Here is a 19002-nt window from a genome sequence, read left to right on the forward strand (position 1 = left end):
AGTGGTTCCCCCACTCCGTCTCGGCTTCGCCGATCCACCTCTCCCCCCGCCGGGGGGAGAGGAAAGGCTAGCCGTTGAAGGCGCGAGGAAACGCTAACCGTCGAGGCCGCGACCTCCGCGATTGGCATTTCCTCTCCCTCCAGCGGGGGGAGAGGTGGATCGGCGCGCAGCGCCGAGACGGAGTAGGGGAACCACCTATGCGATTAAAGCGCGACGCCAGGGCCGCGCGTCGCCTATTGGAATAACTGTTATGCGTCTCAAGCGATTGCCGTGCCCGACGTCCCGCGCGCCGTTCAAGGAAGGTCTGGCCTAATTGCGCAGCAGGCCGAGCCGGATCAGGCTCTCGGCGCAAGCGATGATGGCCTCCTCTCTTGACCGGGGTGCCCAGCCCAGCAGGCGCTCGGCTTTCTTGCCCGTCGCGCTCATGTCGTAGTCGAGCAGCGCCACGACTCCCTTGAGCTGCGCGTTCGTCTCACTGGCGATGCGCACCTGCTCGTCGGGCCACACCTGCGTCGACACCTTTTCGGCGGCCTTGCCCAGGCGCTGCCGCAGCAAATCGGCGACTTCGATCATCCACATGCTCTTGCCCACGGTGGCCAGGAACCGTTCGCCCTTGGCGGCCGGATTGGTCATGGCGCGAAGATGCAGGTCCGCCACGTCGCGCACATCGACGCAGCAGGAATTGACGTTCAGGCATCCCGGCTGCCCATCCAGCATGTTGGCGATCAGCCTGATCGAATGCGAATAGTCGGCCCCCAGGACCGGCCCGTAAACGGCAACCGGATTGACCGCCGCCAGTTCCAGCCCATTGCCCTCCCGCGCGATGAAATCCCAGGCGGCGCGCTCGGCAAGCGTTTTCGACTTCTGGTAGGGCGCGACATTGCCGCTGAGGTCGCTCCAGTCGGTCTCGTCGAAGGGCCGCCGGTGGTCGGGCTGGTGGCCGACGCCGATCGCGCCGAAGGCCGAGGTCAGCACGACGCGTTTGACGCCCGCCTCACGCGCCGCCTTGAGCACCCTGAGGTTTCCGTTGACAGCGGGCCCGATCCAATCCTCCTCGCGGGTCTGGTCGCCGGAAGGCGTGGGCGAGGCGCCATGCATCACATATTCGCATCCGGCGGCCGCCTCCGGCCACCCCTGGTCGTCGGTGAGGTCGGCTATGACGAAGGACAGGCGATCCCGGGCATCCACGCCGCCGACCTTGAGGTGCTCGCGCGCCTCTGCTTCCCGGTTGGGCGAACGGATTGTCGTGCGCACGTCGTAGCCCGCATTCAACAGGGCCAGCATGCAGTATTGCGCGATGAAGCCGGTGCCGCCGGTCACCAGGACAAGTTTGTCAGTCATATCATGCCTCGGAGATTGCAAATGAGCGCCGCATCCGATTGCGCGGCGCTTTTGTGCGTGCATGGTAGGGGCCGGAACTTGTACTGTGAATGCTTGAAAATGCGCATTGCTTGCGCGATAGTACAAAAATGATCGTCGACCCCTTCTCCGACGTCCTTACCCTCACAAGCGCCGAGGCGGTCGTCACAGGCGGCTTCACCGCCGGTGGCCCATGGGCGATCCGTTTTCCCGGGCGCGACAAGATCAAGTTCTTCGCAGTGGTGAAGGGCAGTTGCTGGGTCAGCCTCGAAGGCGAAGCGGAGCCCTTCCATTTCGAAACCGGCGACGTCGGGCTTCTGGCGGCGCGGCGCGGCTTCGTGCTCGCAAGCGAACCGGGCATTGCGCCCGTGGATGCGATGAGCCTGTTTTCCGGCGCCGGCAGGACGATGGCGACACTGGGCGACGGCTCGGAGTTCGCGCATATAGGCGGCCATGTCCTGCTCGACCCGACCCGCGGTGGCCTGCTGGCGGATATCTTGCCGCCATGGATCCACACGCGCGCGGCATCGCCGCAGGCAGCAGTCTTCCGCTGGCTTCTCGATCGGCTCATTGAAGAAAGGGACGCCGGTCAGCCGGGCGCGCAGCTTGCCTCGGCCCAGTTGACGCAACTGCTCTTCATCCAGATCCTGCGCTCGCATCTCGACACATCGAGCGTGATGCCCGCTGGCTGGTTGCGTGCCCTGGCCGAGCCGCGGATCGCGCCGGCGCTGCGTCTGATGCACGGCGACCCGGCGCGGGCCTGGCATCTGGAAGAGTTGGCGAAAGCCTGCGCGATGTCGCGCACCTCATTCGCCTTCCACTTCAAGACGGTCGCGGGCGTCGCGCCGCTGACCTATCTGACCGAATGGCGCATGCGCCTTGCCGAACGCGCCCTGCGGGAGGAGAGGACGCCTGTGGCGGTGGTCGCCCGCTCGCTCGGCTATATGTCCGAAAGCGCTTTCAGCAACGCGTTCAAGCGCGTCAACGGCAAGTCTCCGACGGCGTATCGGGCTTCAAGGAAGCCATTCGCCGGCCAGATCGTTGATGCCGCGTCGGCGAACTGACGGCATTTGTGCCAATAACTCCATTGACGACATTGCACTCACAACAGCTCAGGTAACGATTCCGGAATGGCCAAGAAGTTCGCATTCCTCCTGGTGCGCGATTTCACCTTGTCGCCGCTGTCGCTGTTCATCGACACGCTGCGGCTGGCCGGCGACGAGGGCGACCGCAGCCGCAGGATCGAGTTCGACTGGGAGATCGTCGGCGAGCGCGGCCTGCCGATCCGCGCAAGCTGCGGCGTCGAACTGCTGCCGACGAAGGCGATGGGCAATCCGGAGGATTTCGACAATGTCGTGGTGGTCGGCGGCCTGCTCGACACCAACCGTGCCTTGAGCTCCGAAAAGGAGGCGTTCCTGCTGCGCGCGGCCGAAAAAGGCGTGCCGCTCACCGCGCTCTGCACCGGCAGCTTCGTGCTGGCGCGCTACGGCCTGCTCGACGGCTACAGCGCCGCCGTCAGCTGGTTCCATATCAAGGATTTTCGTGCCGAGTTCCCCGATGTGAGCGCCCATGCCGACAGCCTCTATACCGTCGACCGCGGCCGCGCCACCTGCGCCGGCGGCACGGGCGCGGCCGACCTAGCCGGCTATTTCGTCTCGCAATTCATCGGCCAGAAGGCGGCGGAGAAGGCGGCGAAAATCCTCGTGCTCGACCGCATCCGCAACGTCAGGGATGTGCAGCCGGTCGGCGACCTCTTTCCCGCGGCCGCGAGCCGCGCCGTCAAGCGGGCGCTGCTCCTGATGGAAAGCAATCTCCAGGAGAAGGTCTCGGTCACCGAGATCGCCAGCCGGCTGAATTGCTCGCGCCGCCAGCTGGAGCGCCTGTTCGGCGCCGAACTGGGCACCAGCCCCATGGCCGCCTATCTGGCGCTCAGGGTGCACTACGCGAAGTCCCTGCTGGAAGGCAGCGACCTGGCAATCGGCGACATCGCCTACCGATGCGGCTTCGAGAATGCCGGCCATTTCAGCCGCGTCTTCCGCCAGCACACCGGCATCACGCCGACCAATCTGAGGCACCCAAACCGCGCCTCGAATGGGGCGGCGGCGATGATGCCGGAGTGAGGCGGCGCCGGGAGGAGGGATTGCCTTGGTCTAAGCCGAGAAGCTGAACAGGCGGAACAAGTCAAAGGTTGAGCGATAGTGCTCCAGCATCCGGGCAAAACCGGCCTGATGGCCAAGCTCCTGCCAATCAGACGCCGTTTCAGGATAGTCCATGCTGTGCACATGGGTGGTGAGCAGCAGCCATTCGAGGCCGCTGAACGCCGCGAAGTGTTTTCGCTGCCGGTCCCAGCGTTTCATCCAGCCGGCCCGGCTCTCCGATGTCCTGCAGGTGTTCTCGTAGACCAGAAGCGTGCCTGACGGACCGACCAGGCGCCTCAGGTGCTGCATGGCTTCCAGCTTCCGCTCGAACGGCAGATGGTGCAGCGACAGGCCGATCCAGGCGACGTCGACCGGCGCCTCGCAGGCGCTCAGCCATTCGACGAAGTTGCCGTGCCGAAGTTCGCTAGGGCAAGGCAAAGCGGCAATGTTGGCGGCGGCATCGTCGAGAGCCGGCCGCGACAGGTCGATACCGATGTAGCGGCCGGCCGGCAGGCCTGCCAGGGCGGCGGCACTGAAGGAAGCATCCCCGCAGGCAATGTCTAGGAAGGTGAAGCCTGGCCGCTGATGACGCAGAACCTCGCGAAGTGCCGCGTAAGCTTCGCGATGATTGAGGTAATTGTAGTCCACGACCTTGCGGTAGATGCCCCACATGTCCTGAAACAGACGGGCGGAGGAATTCGCGGCAACGTCGATTTTTGTGGCGGCGGTCATCGGATCGCTCCTGTTGGTCGGGTGCGATCACAGTGGAATCTGCGCCGTTAAAAGTAGCGAAGAGCGCCTATAAAACTTTCGAAAACTTCCAAAATGTTCCTTATTGCATTAGCGTTCGATGATGGAGGAGCAGCGCTACATGTTCGGCCCCTTCCTGCTCGATGCGGGAGCCGGCGTGCTTTACCGGCGCGGCGTGCCTGTTCCGATCGGCTACCGCGCCATGCTGCTTCTGGAACGCCTGTTACGCTCCGCCGGAACCGTCGTCGGCAAGGACGAGCTTATCGATGCCGCCTGGAGGGGGCTGGCGGTCGAAGAAGGCAATCTCTCGGTGCAGATCGCCAGCCTGCGCAAGGTGCTGGGGGAGGGACCCGAAGGAACGTCGTCGTCCGAGGGTTCGCATTCCATCGTCTCGGTGTCGCGTGTCGGCTATCGGTTGGTCGGCGATGTGCGGCCGCAGGCAAGCGAGGCGCGTAACGGCGCCGAGCTCGAGGCAGGGCCGTCGATCGCGGTGACCCGCTTTCGCGCGATAGGCGACGATCCCGACAAGGCTTATTTTGCCGACGGCCTGTCGGAGGACATCATCACCGGCCTGTCGCGGTTGCGCGGCCTGCATGTGCGCGACCGCAGCGCTTCCTTCGCCTATGACCCGCGGCATATCGAGCTCGACCGCCTACACCGCGAATTGAAGGTGCGCTACGTGCTCCAGGGCAGCGTCCGCCAGTCCGGCCACGCCTTGCGCATCACCGCGAGCTTGAGCGATGCCAGCGTCGGCACGCAGGTATGGGCGGAACGCTTCGACATCGAGGTCGGTGACTTCCTGGCACTGCAGGACCAAATCACCCACAAGGTCATGGCGTCGATCGAGCCCCAGCTTTATGAAGCAGAGCGATTGCGCCTGCACAGCCGACCGGCCGAGAGCCTCGATGCCTGGGGCTTCGTCATGAAGGCGATGCCGCATGTCTGGACGTGGGGATCGCAGAAAGACCTCGACATTGCCGAGGGCCTGCTGGTCAGGGCGCTCGACATCGATCCCGACTATGCGCGCGCCAACAGCCTGCTTGCCTGGACCACCGGCGCCCGCGCCGCACTTGGCCTGACGCCGAAACCTCGCGAACTGCTGGCTTCCGCGCTGGCGCGGGCGCAAGCCGCCGTCGTGCGCGACCAGGACGATCCATGGGCGCATTTGTCGGCCGGCTACGTCCATATGGTGTCGCGCAATTTCCGCCCGGCCGTGGACGAATTGCTGGAAGCGATCGACCGCAATCCGAGCCTGTCACTGGCGCATTGCATTCTGGGCTCGACCTATGGTTATGGCGACATGGCCGAGGACGGCCTTCACCATCTGGCGATCGCCGCGCGCCTCAGCCCGCGCGACTTCACCCAGGCGGCGATCTTTTCCACCATGGGCATCTGCCATTTCACGGCGGGGCGGTTCGATGTGGCGGCCGGTCTGGAGCGCAGGGCGATACAGCTGCGGCCAGCGTTCGGAACGGCTTGGCGCACCTACGCTGCGACCGCGGCGCTCGCCGGCGACACCGCCACGGCCACCATGGCGCTGGGGGAGGCTCGGCGGCTGCAGCCGAACCTGTCGGTCGCCTGGATTGAGGAGCATCACCCGATCGTCAAGCCAGAGAAGCGCGCGCTTTACATCAGTGGTCTTCGTATCGCCGGGCTGTCATAGCGCGCGGCGACGGGGCAGGAGGGCCGTGGTCGTGTCGCATGCCCCGCCTGGCCGATTGCGCCGGTGCGCAAACGGACCGTAGCATCTGGACAAGCGGCGGTGCCGTCGCTGTTTCAACGCTCGAATTTCGCCTGCGAGAACCATGCCGCATTACCCCGACGCCATGCCCGGATCGAAAACCCTCTTCGAGCGCGCCAGGAAGGTGATGCCGGGCGGCAACACGCGCACCACCGTCTTCGTCGATCCGTTTCCGATCTACGCCGCGCGCGGCGAGGGGTGCAGGGTCTGGGATGTCGACGGCAATGTCTATTACGACTGCATCAACAATTTCACCTCGATGATCCATGGCTATACGCATCCCGATGTCGCGCTCGCGGTGACCGAGCAGATGCCCCTTGGCACGGCTTTCGGCGCTCCGACGCTGAGCGAGATCGAGCTTGCCGAGCTGCTCGTCGATCGGCTGCCTTCGGTCGACCAGATCCGCTTCGCCAACTCCGGCACCGAAGGCGTGATGATGGCGATCAAGGCTGCGCGCGCCTTCACCGGACGGCCGAAGATCGTCAAGATCGAGGGCGCCTACCACGGATCCTACGATTTCGCCGAAGTGAGCCTGGACTCCTCCCCCGCCAATTGGGGTGACCTGCCGAACTCGACGCCCTATGCCAAGGGCACGCCGCGCGGGGTGCTGGACGATGTGATCGCCGTGCCCTTCAACGACACCGAGGTGTTGCGCGCGGTCTTCGCCGCTCACGGCGAAAGCATCGCCGGCGTGCTGATCGACCCGATGCCCAACCGTGCCGGATTGATCCCGGCGCGCCAGGACTATCTCCGCGCCATGGTCGAGATCGCCCACGCCGCGGGCGCGTTGGTCATCTTCGACGAGGTCATCTCATTCCGCCTGGAATGGTCGGGCGCGCAAGGGTTGTGGGGCATCGAGCCCGACCTGACGGCGCTCGGAAAAATCATCGGCGGCGGCTTCCCGGTCGGCGCCGTCGGCGGGCGCGCCGATATCATGGCGGTGTTCGATCCGACCGCGGGCAAGCCCGCGCTTCCGCATGGCGGCACATTCACCGCCAACCCGGTGACCATGCGCGCCGGACTGGCCGCGATGCGGGCGCTGACGAAGGAAAGCTTCGCCCATCTCGATAGCCTCGGCGCATCCTTGCGCGATGGCGTCGCCGCCTCGTTGGAGAGCCATGGTCTTGCCGGCCAATGCGTCGGGCTGGGCTCGCTGTTCAAGGTTCATTTCACCTCCCACCCGGTCACGGATTACCGGTCCGTCTATCCCGGCCAGGCCGAGCGCAAAAAACTCGACGCCTTCCACAAGGGCCTGCTCGGCCGCGGCGTCCTGTCGGCCAGCTACGGCCTGTTCGCGCTGTCGACGCCGATGACAGAGGCGGACGCCGGCGCCATCCTTCATGCGATCGACGAGACCCTTGGCGAGATTGCCGCGCAATCCTGAAAACAGGCGGACATAGATGACAGCTCCTCATGTCGTGGTGATCGGCGCGGGCACATTGGGCGTCTGCACGGCGCTCAACCTTGTCGAGCAGGGCGCGCGCGTGACCGTGCTGGAGGCCCAGTCGATTGCCTCCGGATCGAGCGGCCGGTCGGTCGGCGTCGTCGGATCGCAACTGACCGACCCGTTCGAGATAATGCTGCGCGTCCATTCGCTGCGCCGGTTCCGCCAATGGGAGGGCGAGGGGCTTCACTTCAACCACATCGGCTATCTCCGGCTGGCGCGCACGTCGGCGCAGATGGAGCTGTTTGCGAAGTCGGTCGAGATCCAGGGCGAGGCGGGCCTGAGGTCGCGCCTGATCCGCGCGAACGAGCTCACGCAGCTCGTTCCCCACATCAGCCCTGACGGGCTCGAAGGCGGATTGTTCGGGCCCGACGACGGCTTCCTCGATCCGCACGAGATGTGCAATTTCCTGGCCGGCATCGTCCGTGCGAAGGGCGGCGAGATCCGCCAGTACCGCAAACTGCTCGGCGTAGAACGGCGACCCGGCGGCTACACGCTGGAGACCAACGGCGGTCCGATTGATCCCAAGCGACGACTGATCGATTGCGACGTTGTGGTCAATGCGGGCGGCGCATGGGCGCCCCAGGTCGCCGCGCTCTTCGGCCAGCGCCTGCACATCTGGCCCGAGCGCCATGAGGCAATCGTCATCCATCTGGACGAGCCGCTCGGCTACACGATGCCGATGGTCATGGATCTCGTGAACGGCGAGGGCAGCGGCCTCAATTTCCGCCACGAGAAGCCTGGCGAGCTGATCGCCGAGATCCACAAGGTGGATGCGATCGCGCCGGAAGACCCGGACAATTACAACGACCAGTGCGAGGAGCGGTCGAAGGTCGATCTGGCCGAGCTGCTTTTGGAACGGGTGCCCGATCTGCTCGGCGCGCGGCTCGGCCGCGGCTGGGCGGGACTCTATCCCGTCACGGCCGACCACCGGCCCTTCGTCGGGCCGATCGATGCCTCGGAACCCACCTTGATCACCGCCGCCGGCGCCGGCGGCTACGGCATCCAGCTCGCTCCGGTGATCGGACAGATCGCGGCCGACTGGGTTTTGCACGGCGCGCCGGTTTCGGTGCCCGGATCGCAAATCCTGGCGCCGTCGGTTGAGCGGAACATCCCCGGTCACTGACCGGGTGTTGTTCAGCGTGCCGGACGCCTAAGATGCGACCGTTCCCGTTAACCATCGATTAACTATCCGATCGCCTTTAATACGGTTCTGGAGGATACTGATTTTGGCCGCGAGCAATGATTTCGCGACTGCCGAAATGAGAAAAGAAGCGGCGGATACCGTCGCCATCTGCCGGGGAGGCGCCCAGCATCTTTTGATGAGGAGCGCCGAATGAACATCGAAGAAGCAGTCACAGCAGCGACAGCCGAGTCGAGCCCGCTTCTGTCCTGTCTTGGCCAGCCCGTCGTCGCCTATCACGTCACGGCCATCATGCGCGAACCCGACAAAAGCCATGCGCGCCAGATGCAGCTCGCCTTGCTGCGGCGAAGCATCGAGGCCCTTGTCGACGATGGCCTCGAAGACACAGAAGCCGAACGCTTCGCGTCGCAGTTCCACGGTCGCGTCGGCTCGACCTGGGACCTCCTGCACATGTCCGACACGTCGCATTGATCTCTCAAGGATCGGCATCCGGCCGCAGATATATGTAACACCCCCGATATGCGGTAGACTGCCGGCCACTGGCGTTCATGGGATGGGGGGCATGCGATGCAGGCGATACCGATAGTCCATCAGCCGGAGCCGCCGGCCATCCCGGCGGTATCATCCCTGGGCGGCTATCCCACCGCCGTGCTGTGCTGGCTGCTTTCGGCCGGCGTCTATATCGCGGCCAAGTGGGTGGCGCCGGAAATGCCACCCTGGGGCCTGTGCTTCTGGCGGTTGGCGCTCGCCTGCGCCATCCTTTTGCCGATCGTGCACCGCCATCACGGCGCGATGATTGCGCTGCTGCGCTCGCGGCCGCTGGAGATCGTCGCCGTGGGCGCGATCGGCCTGACACTCTGCCAGGGCATGATCTATCACGGCTTGAACGACACCGACGCGACCACGGCGGGCATCATCATGGCGATGTCGCCGATCATGACCATGGTGCTGGCTCGTCTCGTGCTTGGCGAGCCGCTCGGGCTCTGGAAGGCGCTCGGCGCGCTGGCCGCGCTCGCCGGCATGCTGGTCATCGTCGCGCATGGCAATATCGAGGCGCTGGTGCAGCTGCGCTTCAATGTCGGGGAATTGTGGATCGTCGGCAGCGCCTTCTGCTGGGCGCTCTACACGGTGCTGCTGCGCCGCTCCAAATTCGGCCTCGAGCTTTTGCCGCTGGTCGTGCTCCTGCTGGGCGCGGGCGCGCTGGTCGCGCTGCCTTTCCACCTGTGGGAGATCGCCAACGACGAACGCTCGGCCATGAATGCCCACGGCTTGCTCGCGCTCGCCTATCTGGCCGGACCCGGCGGCGCGCTGATGTACTATCTCTACAACCAAAGCGTGGAGACGCTGGGCGCCAGCCGGGCAAGCATGCTGCTCTATCTGCAGACGCTGTTTGTCGCCGTGCTCGCCTATCTGCTGCTCGGCGAGAGCCTGCATGACTATGATCTGATCGGCGCGGCCTTCATCATCGCCGGGGTGGTGCTGGCGACGGTGGTCAAGTCGCGGGCGGTTCCTGCAAAGGCGTGAAGCCGAAGAGCCTCGATCGACATAAGGCTGTCCGCGTCGCCTGGCCGATTTGGTTCCCCGTGCCCCCGAGCGTCGGACCAAGCTTTCCTAAATTAGCCGATTTTGCTATTGGCGGGCGGCTGCCTTTGGCGGCGCCGGCCAAGGCCGAAGGGGGATAGCGGCAATCGACAAGCGCGTGGACGCATGAACGAGGTGCTGGAGCTGCGCGTGCTTGGCGATTTCCAGGTGACGCGCGACGGCCGACCGCTTGACCTGCCGCCATCGCGCAAGACGCGGGCGCTGCTCGCCTACCTTGCCGTCACCGGCAGGCAGCACCAGCGCGAGCGGCTGTGCGAAATATTCTGGGACATTCCCGACGATCCGCGTGGCGCGTTGCGCTGGAGCCTCTCCAAGATCCGACAGGTCCTGAGCGGCGAACCCGCCCTCGTCGCAGATCGCAACGCGGTCGCGCTCAACGTCGAGACGGATTGTGCGCGGCTGGCGCCACTGGTGAAGGCCGACCTTTCGTCCCGCTCGACCGAGGAGCTTGAAGCCGCCCTGGCCTCGATCCGCGGCGGCTTTCTGGCCGATCTCTCGCTCGAACGATGCTTCGAATATGAGTCCTGGCGGCAAGCGATCGCCAGCGAGGTGGAGATCGCCGAACTCGGCATCTTGCGCGAGCTGGTCGAGCGCCTAGCGGACCAGCCTCGGCAGGCGCTGCCGCTTGCGCAGCGCCTGCGCCGCCTCGCGCCCGAGGACCTGAGGCTCGCCGCCGAGATCGAGGCGCTGGAGGGCAAGGTCCGCTCGGTCGCCGCCCAGCCCACCCGCCGCGCGCCGCAGCCTGCTGCGCCCACGCTGCCGCAGGCGCCGTCGAAACCCGCCGCGTCGCCGCAGGATCCCGGCCGCGCCGTGCAATTCTGCCGGGGTGTCGACGGCACCAGGCTCGCCTATGCCAGCACCGGCAACGGCCCTGCGATCCTGCGCGCCGCGCATTGGATGTCGCATCTCACCTTCGACTGGGACAGCCCGATCTGGCGGCACTGGATGCGGGAGCTGTCGCGCCAGAACCGGCTGGTGCGCTATGACGAGCGCTGCAACGGCCTTTCGCAGCGGCACGTCGTCGATATCTCATTCGAGACCATGCTGTCGGACCTCGAATGCGTGATCGAGGCGACAGGGCTCGACCGCTTCACCTTGCTCGGCCTGTCGCAGAGCTGCGCGGTTTCGATCGCCTATGCCATCCGCCATCCCGAGAAAGTGTCGGGCATGATCCTTTACGGCGGTTACGTCAAAGGCTGGCGGGCGCGCGGCGACGCGGGCGAGATCGCGACACGCGAGGCCGCGGCGACGCTGATGCGCGAGAGCTGGGGCAAGCCGAACCCGATGTTCCGGCAGGCCTTCTGCTCCATGTTCATCCCCGGCGCCACGCACGAACATTTCGCCTGGATGGACGAGTTGATGCTGCGCACCGTCTCGCCCGACGACGCCTGGCGTCTTCAGAGCGCCTTTTCGGTGATCGATGTCAGCGAATTGCTGGAGAAAGTGCGTGTGCCGACGCTGGTGCTGCACGCGCGCGACGATAACGTGGCGCCGGTGGAGTCGGGCCGCACCATGGCCGCGGGCATTCCCGGCGCGCGCTTTATCGAGCTCGAGAGCCAGAACCATATCCTGCTCGAAGGCGAGCCCGCCTTCGAAGAGTTCATAGACCACGTCCGCGCCTTCATCGCCGAGACGGCGGGCGCGTAGCCAGGCGTTCTCAGCCTCAGCCCCTGGCCAGCGGCACGGTGAACACCGTCGCGGTGCCGGTGAGGCAAAGTTCGCCGGCTGCGTTGCGCACCGATGTCTCCAGCTTGGTGATCGGCTTGTCCGCGCGCACCTCCTTGACCTCGACGCGGCCGGTGACCAATTCGCCGACGCCGACCGCCTTGACGAATTTCCATGAGACTTCGAGGAACACCGAACCGGGCCCGGGGAGGTCTTCCGCCACCACAGCATTCAGGATGCCCGAGGTGACGCCGCCCTGCACGATAAGCTTGCCGAACACCGAAGCCTCGGCGAGCGCCTTGTCGTAATGCAGCGGGTTGCGGTCGCCGGTCATCTCGGCGAACGCGTCGATATCCTGCGGCTGCGTGCGCCGCGAACGCTCGGCGAAGGCGCCGGGTTGCGGGCGGCCCTTGATGACGCCGACCCAGCCGTCCTGCATCAAATGCCCATCCTTCATCGACTGCCCATCCTTTATCAGCTGCAAAGTCATGATCCTGCTCCTGTTCGGTTGCGAGAAAGGTTCGAGCCGGCCAACGGCTTGTCCTGGTTCGCCGGTGCCCGATAGGTCGTCGGCTTCGATGCCGAGGATGGCGCGCGGCGGGGCGGCGTGGGCTGCCCCGCCAGCGCCTGCACCTCAGCCTTCAGCACGGCGCTGAGAAGGCGATGCCTCTCGCCGATATCGTCGAGCGTCCAGTCGAAGCCGGCGATGGCATCGGTCGTGTCTAAAATCCGGTTGGCGATCATGTCGCGCTGCTGCTGCCAGGTTCTGAACGCCGCCTCCGAGCCGTCGAGGATGGCGCGCGCAAGGCTTTCGGCGTCGCGCAACGCATCGGAAATGCCGTGCGCGGTGATGGGATCACGGAAGAAGCCGGCATCGCCCACCAGCGCCCAGCCCGGGCCGTGCGCCTGGCGGACATAGCCCGGCACGCCCCGGAACGCCTGCAGGCGCGTATCCTTCGGCGCCTGGGCCGCCTGGGCGGCCAGCGCTGGCGAAAGCGCGTCGAGCACATCCATGCGGGCGCGGGCGTGGCCGAGGCGGAACCGCTGGTCGAACACGCCCGTCGGCACCGAGGCGACAATGCAGGCGAGGCCGTCATTGGTCGGGATGAAGGAGCCGGCGATCCCATCGCGAAAATACCAGTGGTAGCCGGCGCCGGGCTCGACCGGCGCGTAGCCATAGACATGGGCGGCCGACACGGCGCCTTGCCGCAACAGCTGGGCGTCGACGCACTTTGCCACCAGCGAGCCGATGCCGTCGGCGCCGACCACGATATCGGCGCTGACCCGCACCGACGCACGGCCGGCGGCGCGGATCTCGATGCCGCGGACGCGGCCGCGCGTGTCGGCAAAGAGGTCGCCGACCGCCACCTCGTGCAGGATCTCCGCGCCGGCCTTGCGCGCCGCGTCGACCAGGATGCGATCGAGCACGGTGCGCCGCGGCGCGATCAGGCCGGGAAGGTCCGAACCGTCGGCGAGCGGGACGGTGATCGCCTGGTCGCCATAGTGGAAGGTCGTCGTCTCGACCAGCGGCGTGCCGGCCTTGAGCAGCGGCTCGAGCAGGCCCCAGCGCCACAATTGCAGCACGGCGGGCCGCATCAGCGCATGCGTCGACAGCGTGTCCGAGCCATAGGGCTTCCGGTCGATCGCAAGCACCTTGAGACCCGCGCGGGCGAGTAGCATCGCGGTCGCCGCACCCGCGCAGCGCGCGCCGACGATGATGGCGTCGTAATGGCCGCGCCTGGGGCTGGCCATGAGGGAGATAGGGTTGATTGCCATGTTTTATTGTCCTTAGGCCGCCTTGCGGCCGTTGCAGTCGACTTCAGGCCGCCTTGCGGCCCTTGGAGTCGAGATGACAGGAGATTTCGGTGGCGATCGCCTTCGCGTCCGCGCCGACGCCGCCAATAAAGTTGGAATCGCGCTTGCGCAGGAAGCGGAAGCCGAGCGCGTAGAGGCCGGGCACGCTGGTGATGCCGCCCCGATGCGCAAGCTCGCCATCGGCGCCGAGCGCCAGCGGCTCCAGCCAGCCGAACGAGCGCGCGTAGCCGGTCGCCCAGATGATGCTGCGGATCGATCCGTCCGTCAGCGAAAGCCGCTCCACGCAGGCCGACGGCATCGCCACCGGCTCGCGCCGGTATGGTGTCGCCGTCCCCGCGAAACGGTCGATCTGGTCAAGCAGTCGAGCCTGCTTCGCTTCGGCCGCCGCGATGTGCGCGCCAGGATCGTCGGCGAAGACGATCTCGCGATCGGCAACGCCACGCACCCGCCCGGCCAGTTCCACGCCGAGCGCCTGCAGCGTGGCGAGGTCGACATCGGCCTTGTCGGGCCGGCCGGCGAGCTGCAGCGAAGGCTGGCGCCGGGCGCTTTCCGGATCGGCGAGGTCTTCCTGGCGCTGCGCCATCAGGCCCATTTCGCAAAGCCAGAAGAAGATGTCCTTGCCGCGCCATGTTCTTGGCAGGCGCGTATGCTTGCCGACCGAAAGCACCACGCGCCGCCCGGCGCGGGCGAGCTCGTCGGCGATCTGCACGCCGGAAGACGAGGCGCCGACCACCAGCACGCCGCCGCCCGGCAGCTCTCCGGGTGAGCGATACTGCGAAGCGTGGATGCTGAGCAGTCCGCCTCTGGCGCCAACCGCGAAGGGGATGACCGGCCGGTCGCAATGTCCGGTCGCGACGACGACCGCGCGCGCCGACTTCTCGCCGGCGCTGGTGTGCAAGGCAAAGCCGTCGCCGGTCCGCTTGCAGGAGATGACCTCGACGCCGGTCTCGACAGGCGCATTCCATTGCCAGGCATAGCGCTCCAGCCCTTCCACGAAAGCCCCTTTGGTCATGAAACCGTCCGGATCGCCGCCCTTGTAGGGCGAGCCGGGCAGGGCATTCAGCCAGTTGGGCGTCAAGAGCCGCAGCGAGCGCCAGCTCTGCGAACGCCAGCGCTCGCCGATGCGGCCGCGTTCCAGCACGACATGGTCGATGCCGGCCTGGCCGAGGCAATGGCTGAGCGCAAGGCCGGCCTGGCCCGCGCCGATGATGACCGCGCGTCTCATGGCTCATTTCCGTCGATAGGAGGAGAGGCGGTTCGGATCGGATCCGGACCGCCTGCCGGCTTCAGCCTACTGGATGGTCTTGATCCCGACGGTGACCGGGACACCCTTGGTCAGCACGTCGAAGACGGCCGAACGGGAGCGCGACTGCTCGACCAGCTGCTGGAGCTTCTCGGCCGGCGCGTCGCCTTCGATCTCGAACGACACCTGGATGTTCTGGAAGCCGTTGCGGACCTCGTCGGAAATGCCGAGGATGCCGCGCAGGTCGATGTCGCCGTCCACCGAGCACTTAACCCTGGTGAGCTTGATGCCGCGTGCGGCGGCAATGTTGGCGACGCCCGCCATCAGGCAGCCGGCCAGCCCGTGCAGCAGCCACTCGACCGGGGTCGGCGCATTGTCGGCGCCGCAAAGGATCGCCGGATGGTCGGCGTCGGCATAGTGGGGCTTCTCGTGCTTCTGCTCCTGGCCGGCGCCGAAAAAGCCCTTCATGACGGTCTTGCTGTGCGTGCCCTCGATCCACTCGTTGTGGGCGCGGAACTGGAACTTGGCCAGCTCCGGCTGCGCCGCGACGAAATTGATCGTCGCCAACAGGTTCGGCGTGTCGACGCCATTGAGCGGAAGCCGTGCAGGTTTGGTGTTGGGTTGCATCGTCATCTCCAAAGATTGTTTGCGGCTTGGTTGCCGTGACGGCTTCTGTTTGCCGATGGAGCGTTTGAACGAGAGTGGATGCGAGCGTGGAATTTTTCATACACTCACCGTGGAAATTGCGTTGGACGTATCGTTTGAAACGCGTGCTGATCGCCTGGTTCCATGGGTCGGATGTTTGCTTGATCCGAATGCGCCGGAACGCAAAAACCCCAGGCGTGGGAAGCGCCCTGGGGCCCATCGGCAGCGTGGCCACGTTCGCCGTCGGGCGGTCACCTGACGTTGCCGATGTCCATCCGGTCGGTGTCGGACGGGGCGTAGTCCATCGCGGTGTAGTGGTCGATTTCCGAACGGGCGATGCCCAGATCCTTGAGCAGATAGTCGGGCATGGCCTGCAAGGCGGCGCGCTCGCTGCGCATCTTCATCGCACGATAGGCAAGCCGCAGCGCGCGGCCGGCAAAACCGGTCAGGCCTAGGCGCGCACGGCCGGTTTCACAGGCGGTGTGTTCCAAACTCGTCATTGTCGTCTCCATCTTTGCGGCGCGATTATTCGCGTCGTCGATGGCAGGACTGTCGCAGGCGACCGGGGGAACCAGCATTGGAGCGGGCGTCGAAATTGCCGTGGAAATCTCGCAGTCTCTCAGTTTGAAGTATCGTCCTTTGCCAATGCGGCACGGAGCGCATCGTCGCGAAGGCGTTTCTCCGTATCGGCGAGAGGCAGTGTATTGGGGCCAAGGTGACGGCGGGGTATTTCTACCCCCTATGGCGTAAGAAACGAAAAGTCCTTGGCCTTCCGTTTATATCAGGACTTGCGTATATAAGGGCTGCGTTACTTTGCTCATTTTCAGAGGGGAACAAAATCATGCGCGAACAGAAATCGCTTGGACTGGCGCTTCTGGCTTCCATATCGCTTTTCCTCGTCGATGCCGCTTTAGCGAAAGATGCCTACAAAACACCATGCAGGGCGGATGCCCAGCGAGTGTGCAAGATGGTCGACAATGCGAAGGGGTTTAGCTGTCTTAAGCAGCACATCAGTGAGCTCACGCCTGCCTGCAAGACGTTTCTCTCCAAGAAATGAACTGAATGCGTTGTAGCCGTTCGATCGCATCGCCGGTTGCCGAGTGCACAAGCGACCGATGCGTAAAGCCATTCCTGCACAGAGCTGCAACCCTTTGTCGGGTGCGCTGAGTCAGGTCACGAATGAAGTGTCCGCTCTTGAAGATACCCAACCCGAAGACGCCGGTCCGCTCTCGGCCGACCGGCGCAGCCCTACCGTCCAAGGGCGCCTCCGATCGTGACGCAATCGACGTCAGCTCGTGAGCGGATCTGATAAGCCGCAGGCTGCACACCGGCTGACAGACCGGCTATTTCATTCACGAGCTTCTTCCGAATTGCCGTTGCAAACTCGGCTGTGCTGTCGACCCTGACGATGAAAGCGTCGGAACCGCCGATGACGCAGCTCTCATAATACAGCTCGACGAAGCGCGGACCAAAGCTGTCGAGCGTGTCGGCCGCTTGCAGCGAGATCGCCAGTCCGTTGATGGTCACGCCGGCAGCAATGAGTGCGTCGCGCACGGGTTGAAGCGGCAGACCGGCATTGTTGGGTCCGTCGCCAGAAACATCGATTACGCGGCGATCGCTTCCCGGCCCTTCGGCCAGTAGGTTGCCCGCCGCCAGGATCGCCCCTGAGATTGACGTGCCGCGTCCTCTGACGATCGGCTGAGCCCGCAGCACCTCGCCGAAGGCGGCCGCATCTTCGGGTCCATCGAGAACAGTCCATGGTATCAGCACGCTCTGGTGATTAGGGCCTGCCCACTCGACATAGGCTATGGCAATTCTGCCACTTCGACCGGATTCGATGGACTGCAACACCGCGGGATCGTGCAGTGCGTTGACATATCCTTCCCGCTGCAGCCGTTGTTCCGTCTCGCTCATTGAAGACGATACATCGACGCAAAGAACCAGTTCGAGATCCACCGAGGAAACTTGCGCCGCCGTGGCCGACAGCGACGTTGTCAGGCTCACCGCGAGGGCAAATAGCCCGCCTCGTGCCCGTCCCGATTCTTCTTGCCCAGCGAAGGGTGGATCGAAGGGCATCATATTGGCGCGTCCATCCGGTTGATCGAACGAGAGGATGCTGCCGGCGACTTTGTCTCGCATCACCCGTAAGGGTGAACCGAGGCTGCGCTTTCGCTGGTAGTGTGCGCCAGCATCCAGCGCTGTCTCCCCAAGGCGCAACGTGCTATTGAAGCGTGCCTTCACGACCACGGAGTTGGTCGATGCTTGTGGAACGAACTGAGCGGGCCATCGAGGCCTGTTACGATGCGGTCCTGGCGCCAGGCGAGTGGCCTCGCGCGCTACAATTGCTTGCAGAGTCGCTAGGCGCCGAAAGCTGCACCTTCTTCTCAGACGATGAAGAGGTGCCGCCCAAGATGCCCATCTCCACCGAACATGCCGAATTCCACGAATTGTGGCTGCGCAACGAAAGCGATGCTCCGGATCCGCACGTCACAAGAGCGCCCGCATTCCGCCGGGCAGGCTATACGACGCTCATCGAAGACCAGATCTCCACGAAGGAGGAACGCAGGACGCTGCCCTATTACCAAGAGATTGCCCGTCCCGGGGCACGGGATTGGTATGCCTCAACTCCCTTTATGGTCGATGAACATCGCTGGAGCATGCCTCTCTATCGTGGCGCTCGCCGTGGTAGGTTCTTTCCCGAGGAAACCAACTGTTTCGCGGAAGTTGGCCCGCACCTCGGCAGGATCGTAAGGCTCGCCAAGCGGTTTGCAGCGTTCCAGCAGGTGTCGGAACTCTCGTCGCTTGAACGAGCAAGCTGCGCGGCCATTCTGCTCGACGAACAGGGCCGCGCGAAGGATCTGAACGTTTCGGCACAGAAGCTGATTGGTGAGGAGTTCTACCTTGTGAGAGGTCGCCCGGCGACCGATGACCCCAGCAGCAACGACCGGCTCCGGCGGCTGCTCGCCGGCGGTCTGCCTAGCCGGCGGGACGGAGCGCCTGCGGCCGCACCGGTGGTCATCAGCCGCGGCGAAAGGCCCTGGCTTTTGGCGGAGGTGATGCCGCTGAGCGCACTAGGCAGCGATCTGTTCATGGCCGGCTGCGCCGTCCTCCTGCTGACCGACCTAAGGTCTCTGGAGCGTCCGGATGCACTGCGCTTGCGCGCTGCATTTGGCTTGACGGCAGCCGAGGCCAGGCTGGCCGCGCGCCTTGCGTCGGGCGATGGCATCAATGCGGCGGCAATTGCACTCGGCATCAGCCGCGAAACCGCGCGCACCCAGATCAGAGCGGTATTCGCCAAGACCAACACTCACCGTCAGGCGGAACTCGCCACGCTCGTCGCTCGCCTTCGGCCACACGCATGATGACCGATTGGTAGGAGCGTATTGCGGCCGGAAGCGTCACGAGGCAGGTGCTAGCGCTAGGCGGCCAACGCGGCGCCGCAGTCGAGTGTCTGGT

At 65.2% G+C, this 19002-nt stretch carries 18 protein-coding genes; 10 read left to right on the forward strand and 8 right to left on the reverse strand.

All coding sequences use genetic code 11. The features are described 5' to 3' along the window. Nucleotides 1-309: 309 nt before the first annotated feature. The gene (locus AC0L2L_RS14265) at nt 310-1341 is read right to left on the reverse strand and encodes an SDR family oxidoreductase (protein ID WP_473579218.1); all 1032 of its coding nucleotides are present in this window, start codon (nt 1339-1341) and stop codon (nt 310-312) included. Nucleotides 1342-1469: 128 nt separating this feature from the next. Between AC0L2L_RS14265 and AC0L2L_RS14270 the strand changes: the two genes are divergently transcribed. Both AC0L2L_RS14270 and AC0L2L_RS14275 read left to right on the forward strand, forming a co-directional pair. After that, entirely contained in the window at nt 1470-2423 is a 954-nt protein-coding gene (locus AC0L2L_RS14270) for an AraC family transcriptional regulator (RefSeq protein WP_473579219.1), read from the forward strand. Between the two features lie 66 nt (nt 2424-2489). Further along, a complete protein-coding gene (locus AC0L2L_RS14275) occupies nt 2490-3479 on the forward strand; it encodes a GlxA family transcriptional regulator (RefSeq protein ID WP_473579220.1) in 990 nt (329 codons plus the stop codon). Nucleotides 3480-3509: 30 nt separating this feature from the next. Here AC0L2L_RS14275 and AC0L2L_RS14280 read toward each other — a convergent pair whose 3' ends face one another. Further along, entirely contained in the window at nt 3510-4229 is a 720-nt protein-coding gene (locus AC0L2L_RS14280; RefSeq protein ID WP_473579221.1) for a class I SAM-dependent methyltransferase, read from the reverse strand. Between the two features lie 139 nt (nt 4230-4368). On the opposite strand from AC0L2L_RS14280, the gene AC0L2L_RS14285 reads away from it, so the two are divergent. The 6 genes from AC0L2L_RS14285 to AC0L2L_RS14310 all read left to right on the forward strand — a co-directional run bounded on the left by AC0L2L_RS14285 (nt 4369) and on the right by AC0L2L_RS14310 (nt 11825). Continuing rightward, the gene (locus AC0L2L_RS14285; protein ID WP_473579222.1) at nt 4369-5910 is read left to right on the forward strand and encodes a winged helix-turn-helix domain-containing tetratricopeptide repeat protein; all 1542 of its coding nucleotides are present in this window, start codon (nt 4369-4371) and stop codon (nt 5908-5910) included. 142 nt (nt 5911-6052) lie between these two features. Continuing rightward, complete coding sequence (locus AC0L2L_RS14290; protein WP_473579223.1) at nt 6053-7372, forward strand: aspartate aminotransferase family protein; 1320 nt, start codon at nt 6053-6055, stop codon at nt 7370-7372. A 16-nt stretch (nt 7373-7388) separates the two neighbouring features. Continuing rightward, complete coding sequence (locus AC0L2L_RS14295; protein ID WP_473579224.1) at nt 7389-8558, forward strand: NAD(P)/FAD-dependent oxidoreductase; 1170 nt, start codon at nt 7389-7391, stop codon at nt 8556-8558. Nucleotides 8559-8768: 210 nt separating this feature from the next. After that, nucleotides 8769-9047 (forward strand): hypothetical protein, encoded by a 279-nt coding sequence (locus tag AC0L2L_RS14300; RefSeq protein ID WP_473579225.1) that lies wholly within the window; start codon nt 8769-8771, stop codon nt 9045-9047. Between the two features lie 96 nt (nt 9048-9143). Further along, complete coding sequence (locus tag AC0L2L_RS14305) at nt 9144-10100, forward strand: DMT family transporter (protein ID WP_473579226.1); 957 nt, start codon at nt 9144-9146, stop codon at nt 10098-10100. 183 nt (nt 10101-10283) lie between these two features. Then, a complete protein-coding gene (locus AC0L2L_RS14310) occupies nt 10284-11825 on the forward strand; it encodes a bifunctional AfsR/SARP family transcriptional regulator/alpha/beta hydrolase (RefSeq protein ID WP_473579227.1) in 1542 nt (513 codons plus the stop codon). A 16-nt stretch (nt 11826-11841) separates the two neighbouring features. Here AC0L2L_RS14310 and AC0L2L_RS14315 read toward each other — a convergent pair whose 3' ends face one another. The 5 genes from AC0L2L_RS14315 to AC0L2L_RS14335 form a co-directional block, all read right to left on the reverse strand. Further along, nucleotides 11842-12333 (reverse strand): MaoC family dehydratase, encoded by a 492-nt coding sequence (locus tag AC0L2L_RS14315; RefSeq protein ID WP_473579228.1) that lies wholly within the window; start codon nt 12331-12333, stop codon nt 11842-11844. Beyond that, nucleotides 12330-13619: an NAD(P)/FAD-dependent oxidoreductase gene (locus AC0L2L_RS14320; protein ID WP_473579229.1), complete on the reverse strand. Its 1290-nt coding sequence runs from the start codon at nt 13617-13619 to the stop codon at nt 12330-12332. Before AC0L2L_RS14320 ends, AC0L2L_RS14315 begins: the two co-directional genes overlap by 4 nt. Before the next feature lie 43 nt (nt 13620-13662). Further along, nucleotides 13663-14883, reverse strand: a complete 1221-nt coding sequence (locus AC0L2L_RS14325) for a flavin-containing monooxygenase (protein ID WP_473579230.1) — start codon at nt 14881-14883, stop codon at nt 13663-13665. Between the two features lie 66 nt (nt 14884-14949). Then, nucleotides 14950-15528, reverse strand: coding sequence for an OsmC family protein (locus AC0L2L_RS14330; protein ID WP_473579231.1), 579 nt, complete (start codon nt 15526-15528; stop codon nt 14950-14952). Nucleotides 15529-15797: 269 nt separating this feature from the next. Further along, entirely contained in the window at nt 15798-16046 is a 249-nt protein-coding gene (locus AC0L2L_RS14335) for a YjiS-like domain-containing protein (protein WP_473579232.1), read from the reverse strand. 341 nt (nt 16047-16387) lie between these two features. On the opposite strand from AC0L2L_RS14335, the gene AC0L2L_RS14340 reads away from it, so the two are divergent. Next, the gene (locus tag AC0L2L_RS14340) at nt 16388-16603 is read left to right on the forward strand and encodes a hypothetical protein (RefSeq protein WP_473579233.1); all 216 of its coding nucleotides are present in this window, start codon (nt 16388-16390) and stop codon (nt 16601-16603) included. 191 nt (nt 16604-16794) lie between these two features. Here AC0L2L_RS14340 and AC0L2L_RS14345 read toward each other — a convergent pair whose 3' ends face one another. Continuing rightward, the gene (locus tag AC0L2L_RS14345) at nt 16795-17793 is read right to left on the reverse strand and encodes a DUF1194 domain-containing protein (protein ID WP_473579234.1); all 999 of its coding nucleotides are present in this window, start codon (nt 17791-17793) and stop codon (nt 16795-16797) included. A gap of 11 nt (nt 17794-17804) precedes the next feature. Here AC0L2L_RS14345 and AC0L2L_RS14350 point away from each other — a divergent pair, with 11 nt between their 5' ends. Further along, nucleotides 17805-18908, forward strand: a complete 1104-nt coding sequence (locus tag AC0L2L_RS14350) for a helix-turn-helix transcriptional regulator (protein WP_473579235.1) — start codon at nt 17805-17807, stop codon at nt 18906-18908. Nucleotides 18909-19002: the final 94 nt, after the last annotated feature.

The organism is Mesorhizobium sp. WSM4832 (genome assembly GCF_055811115.1).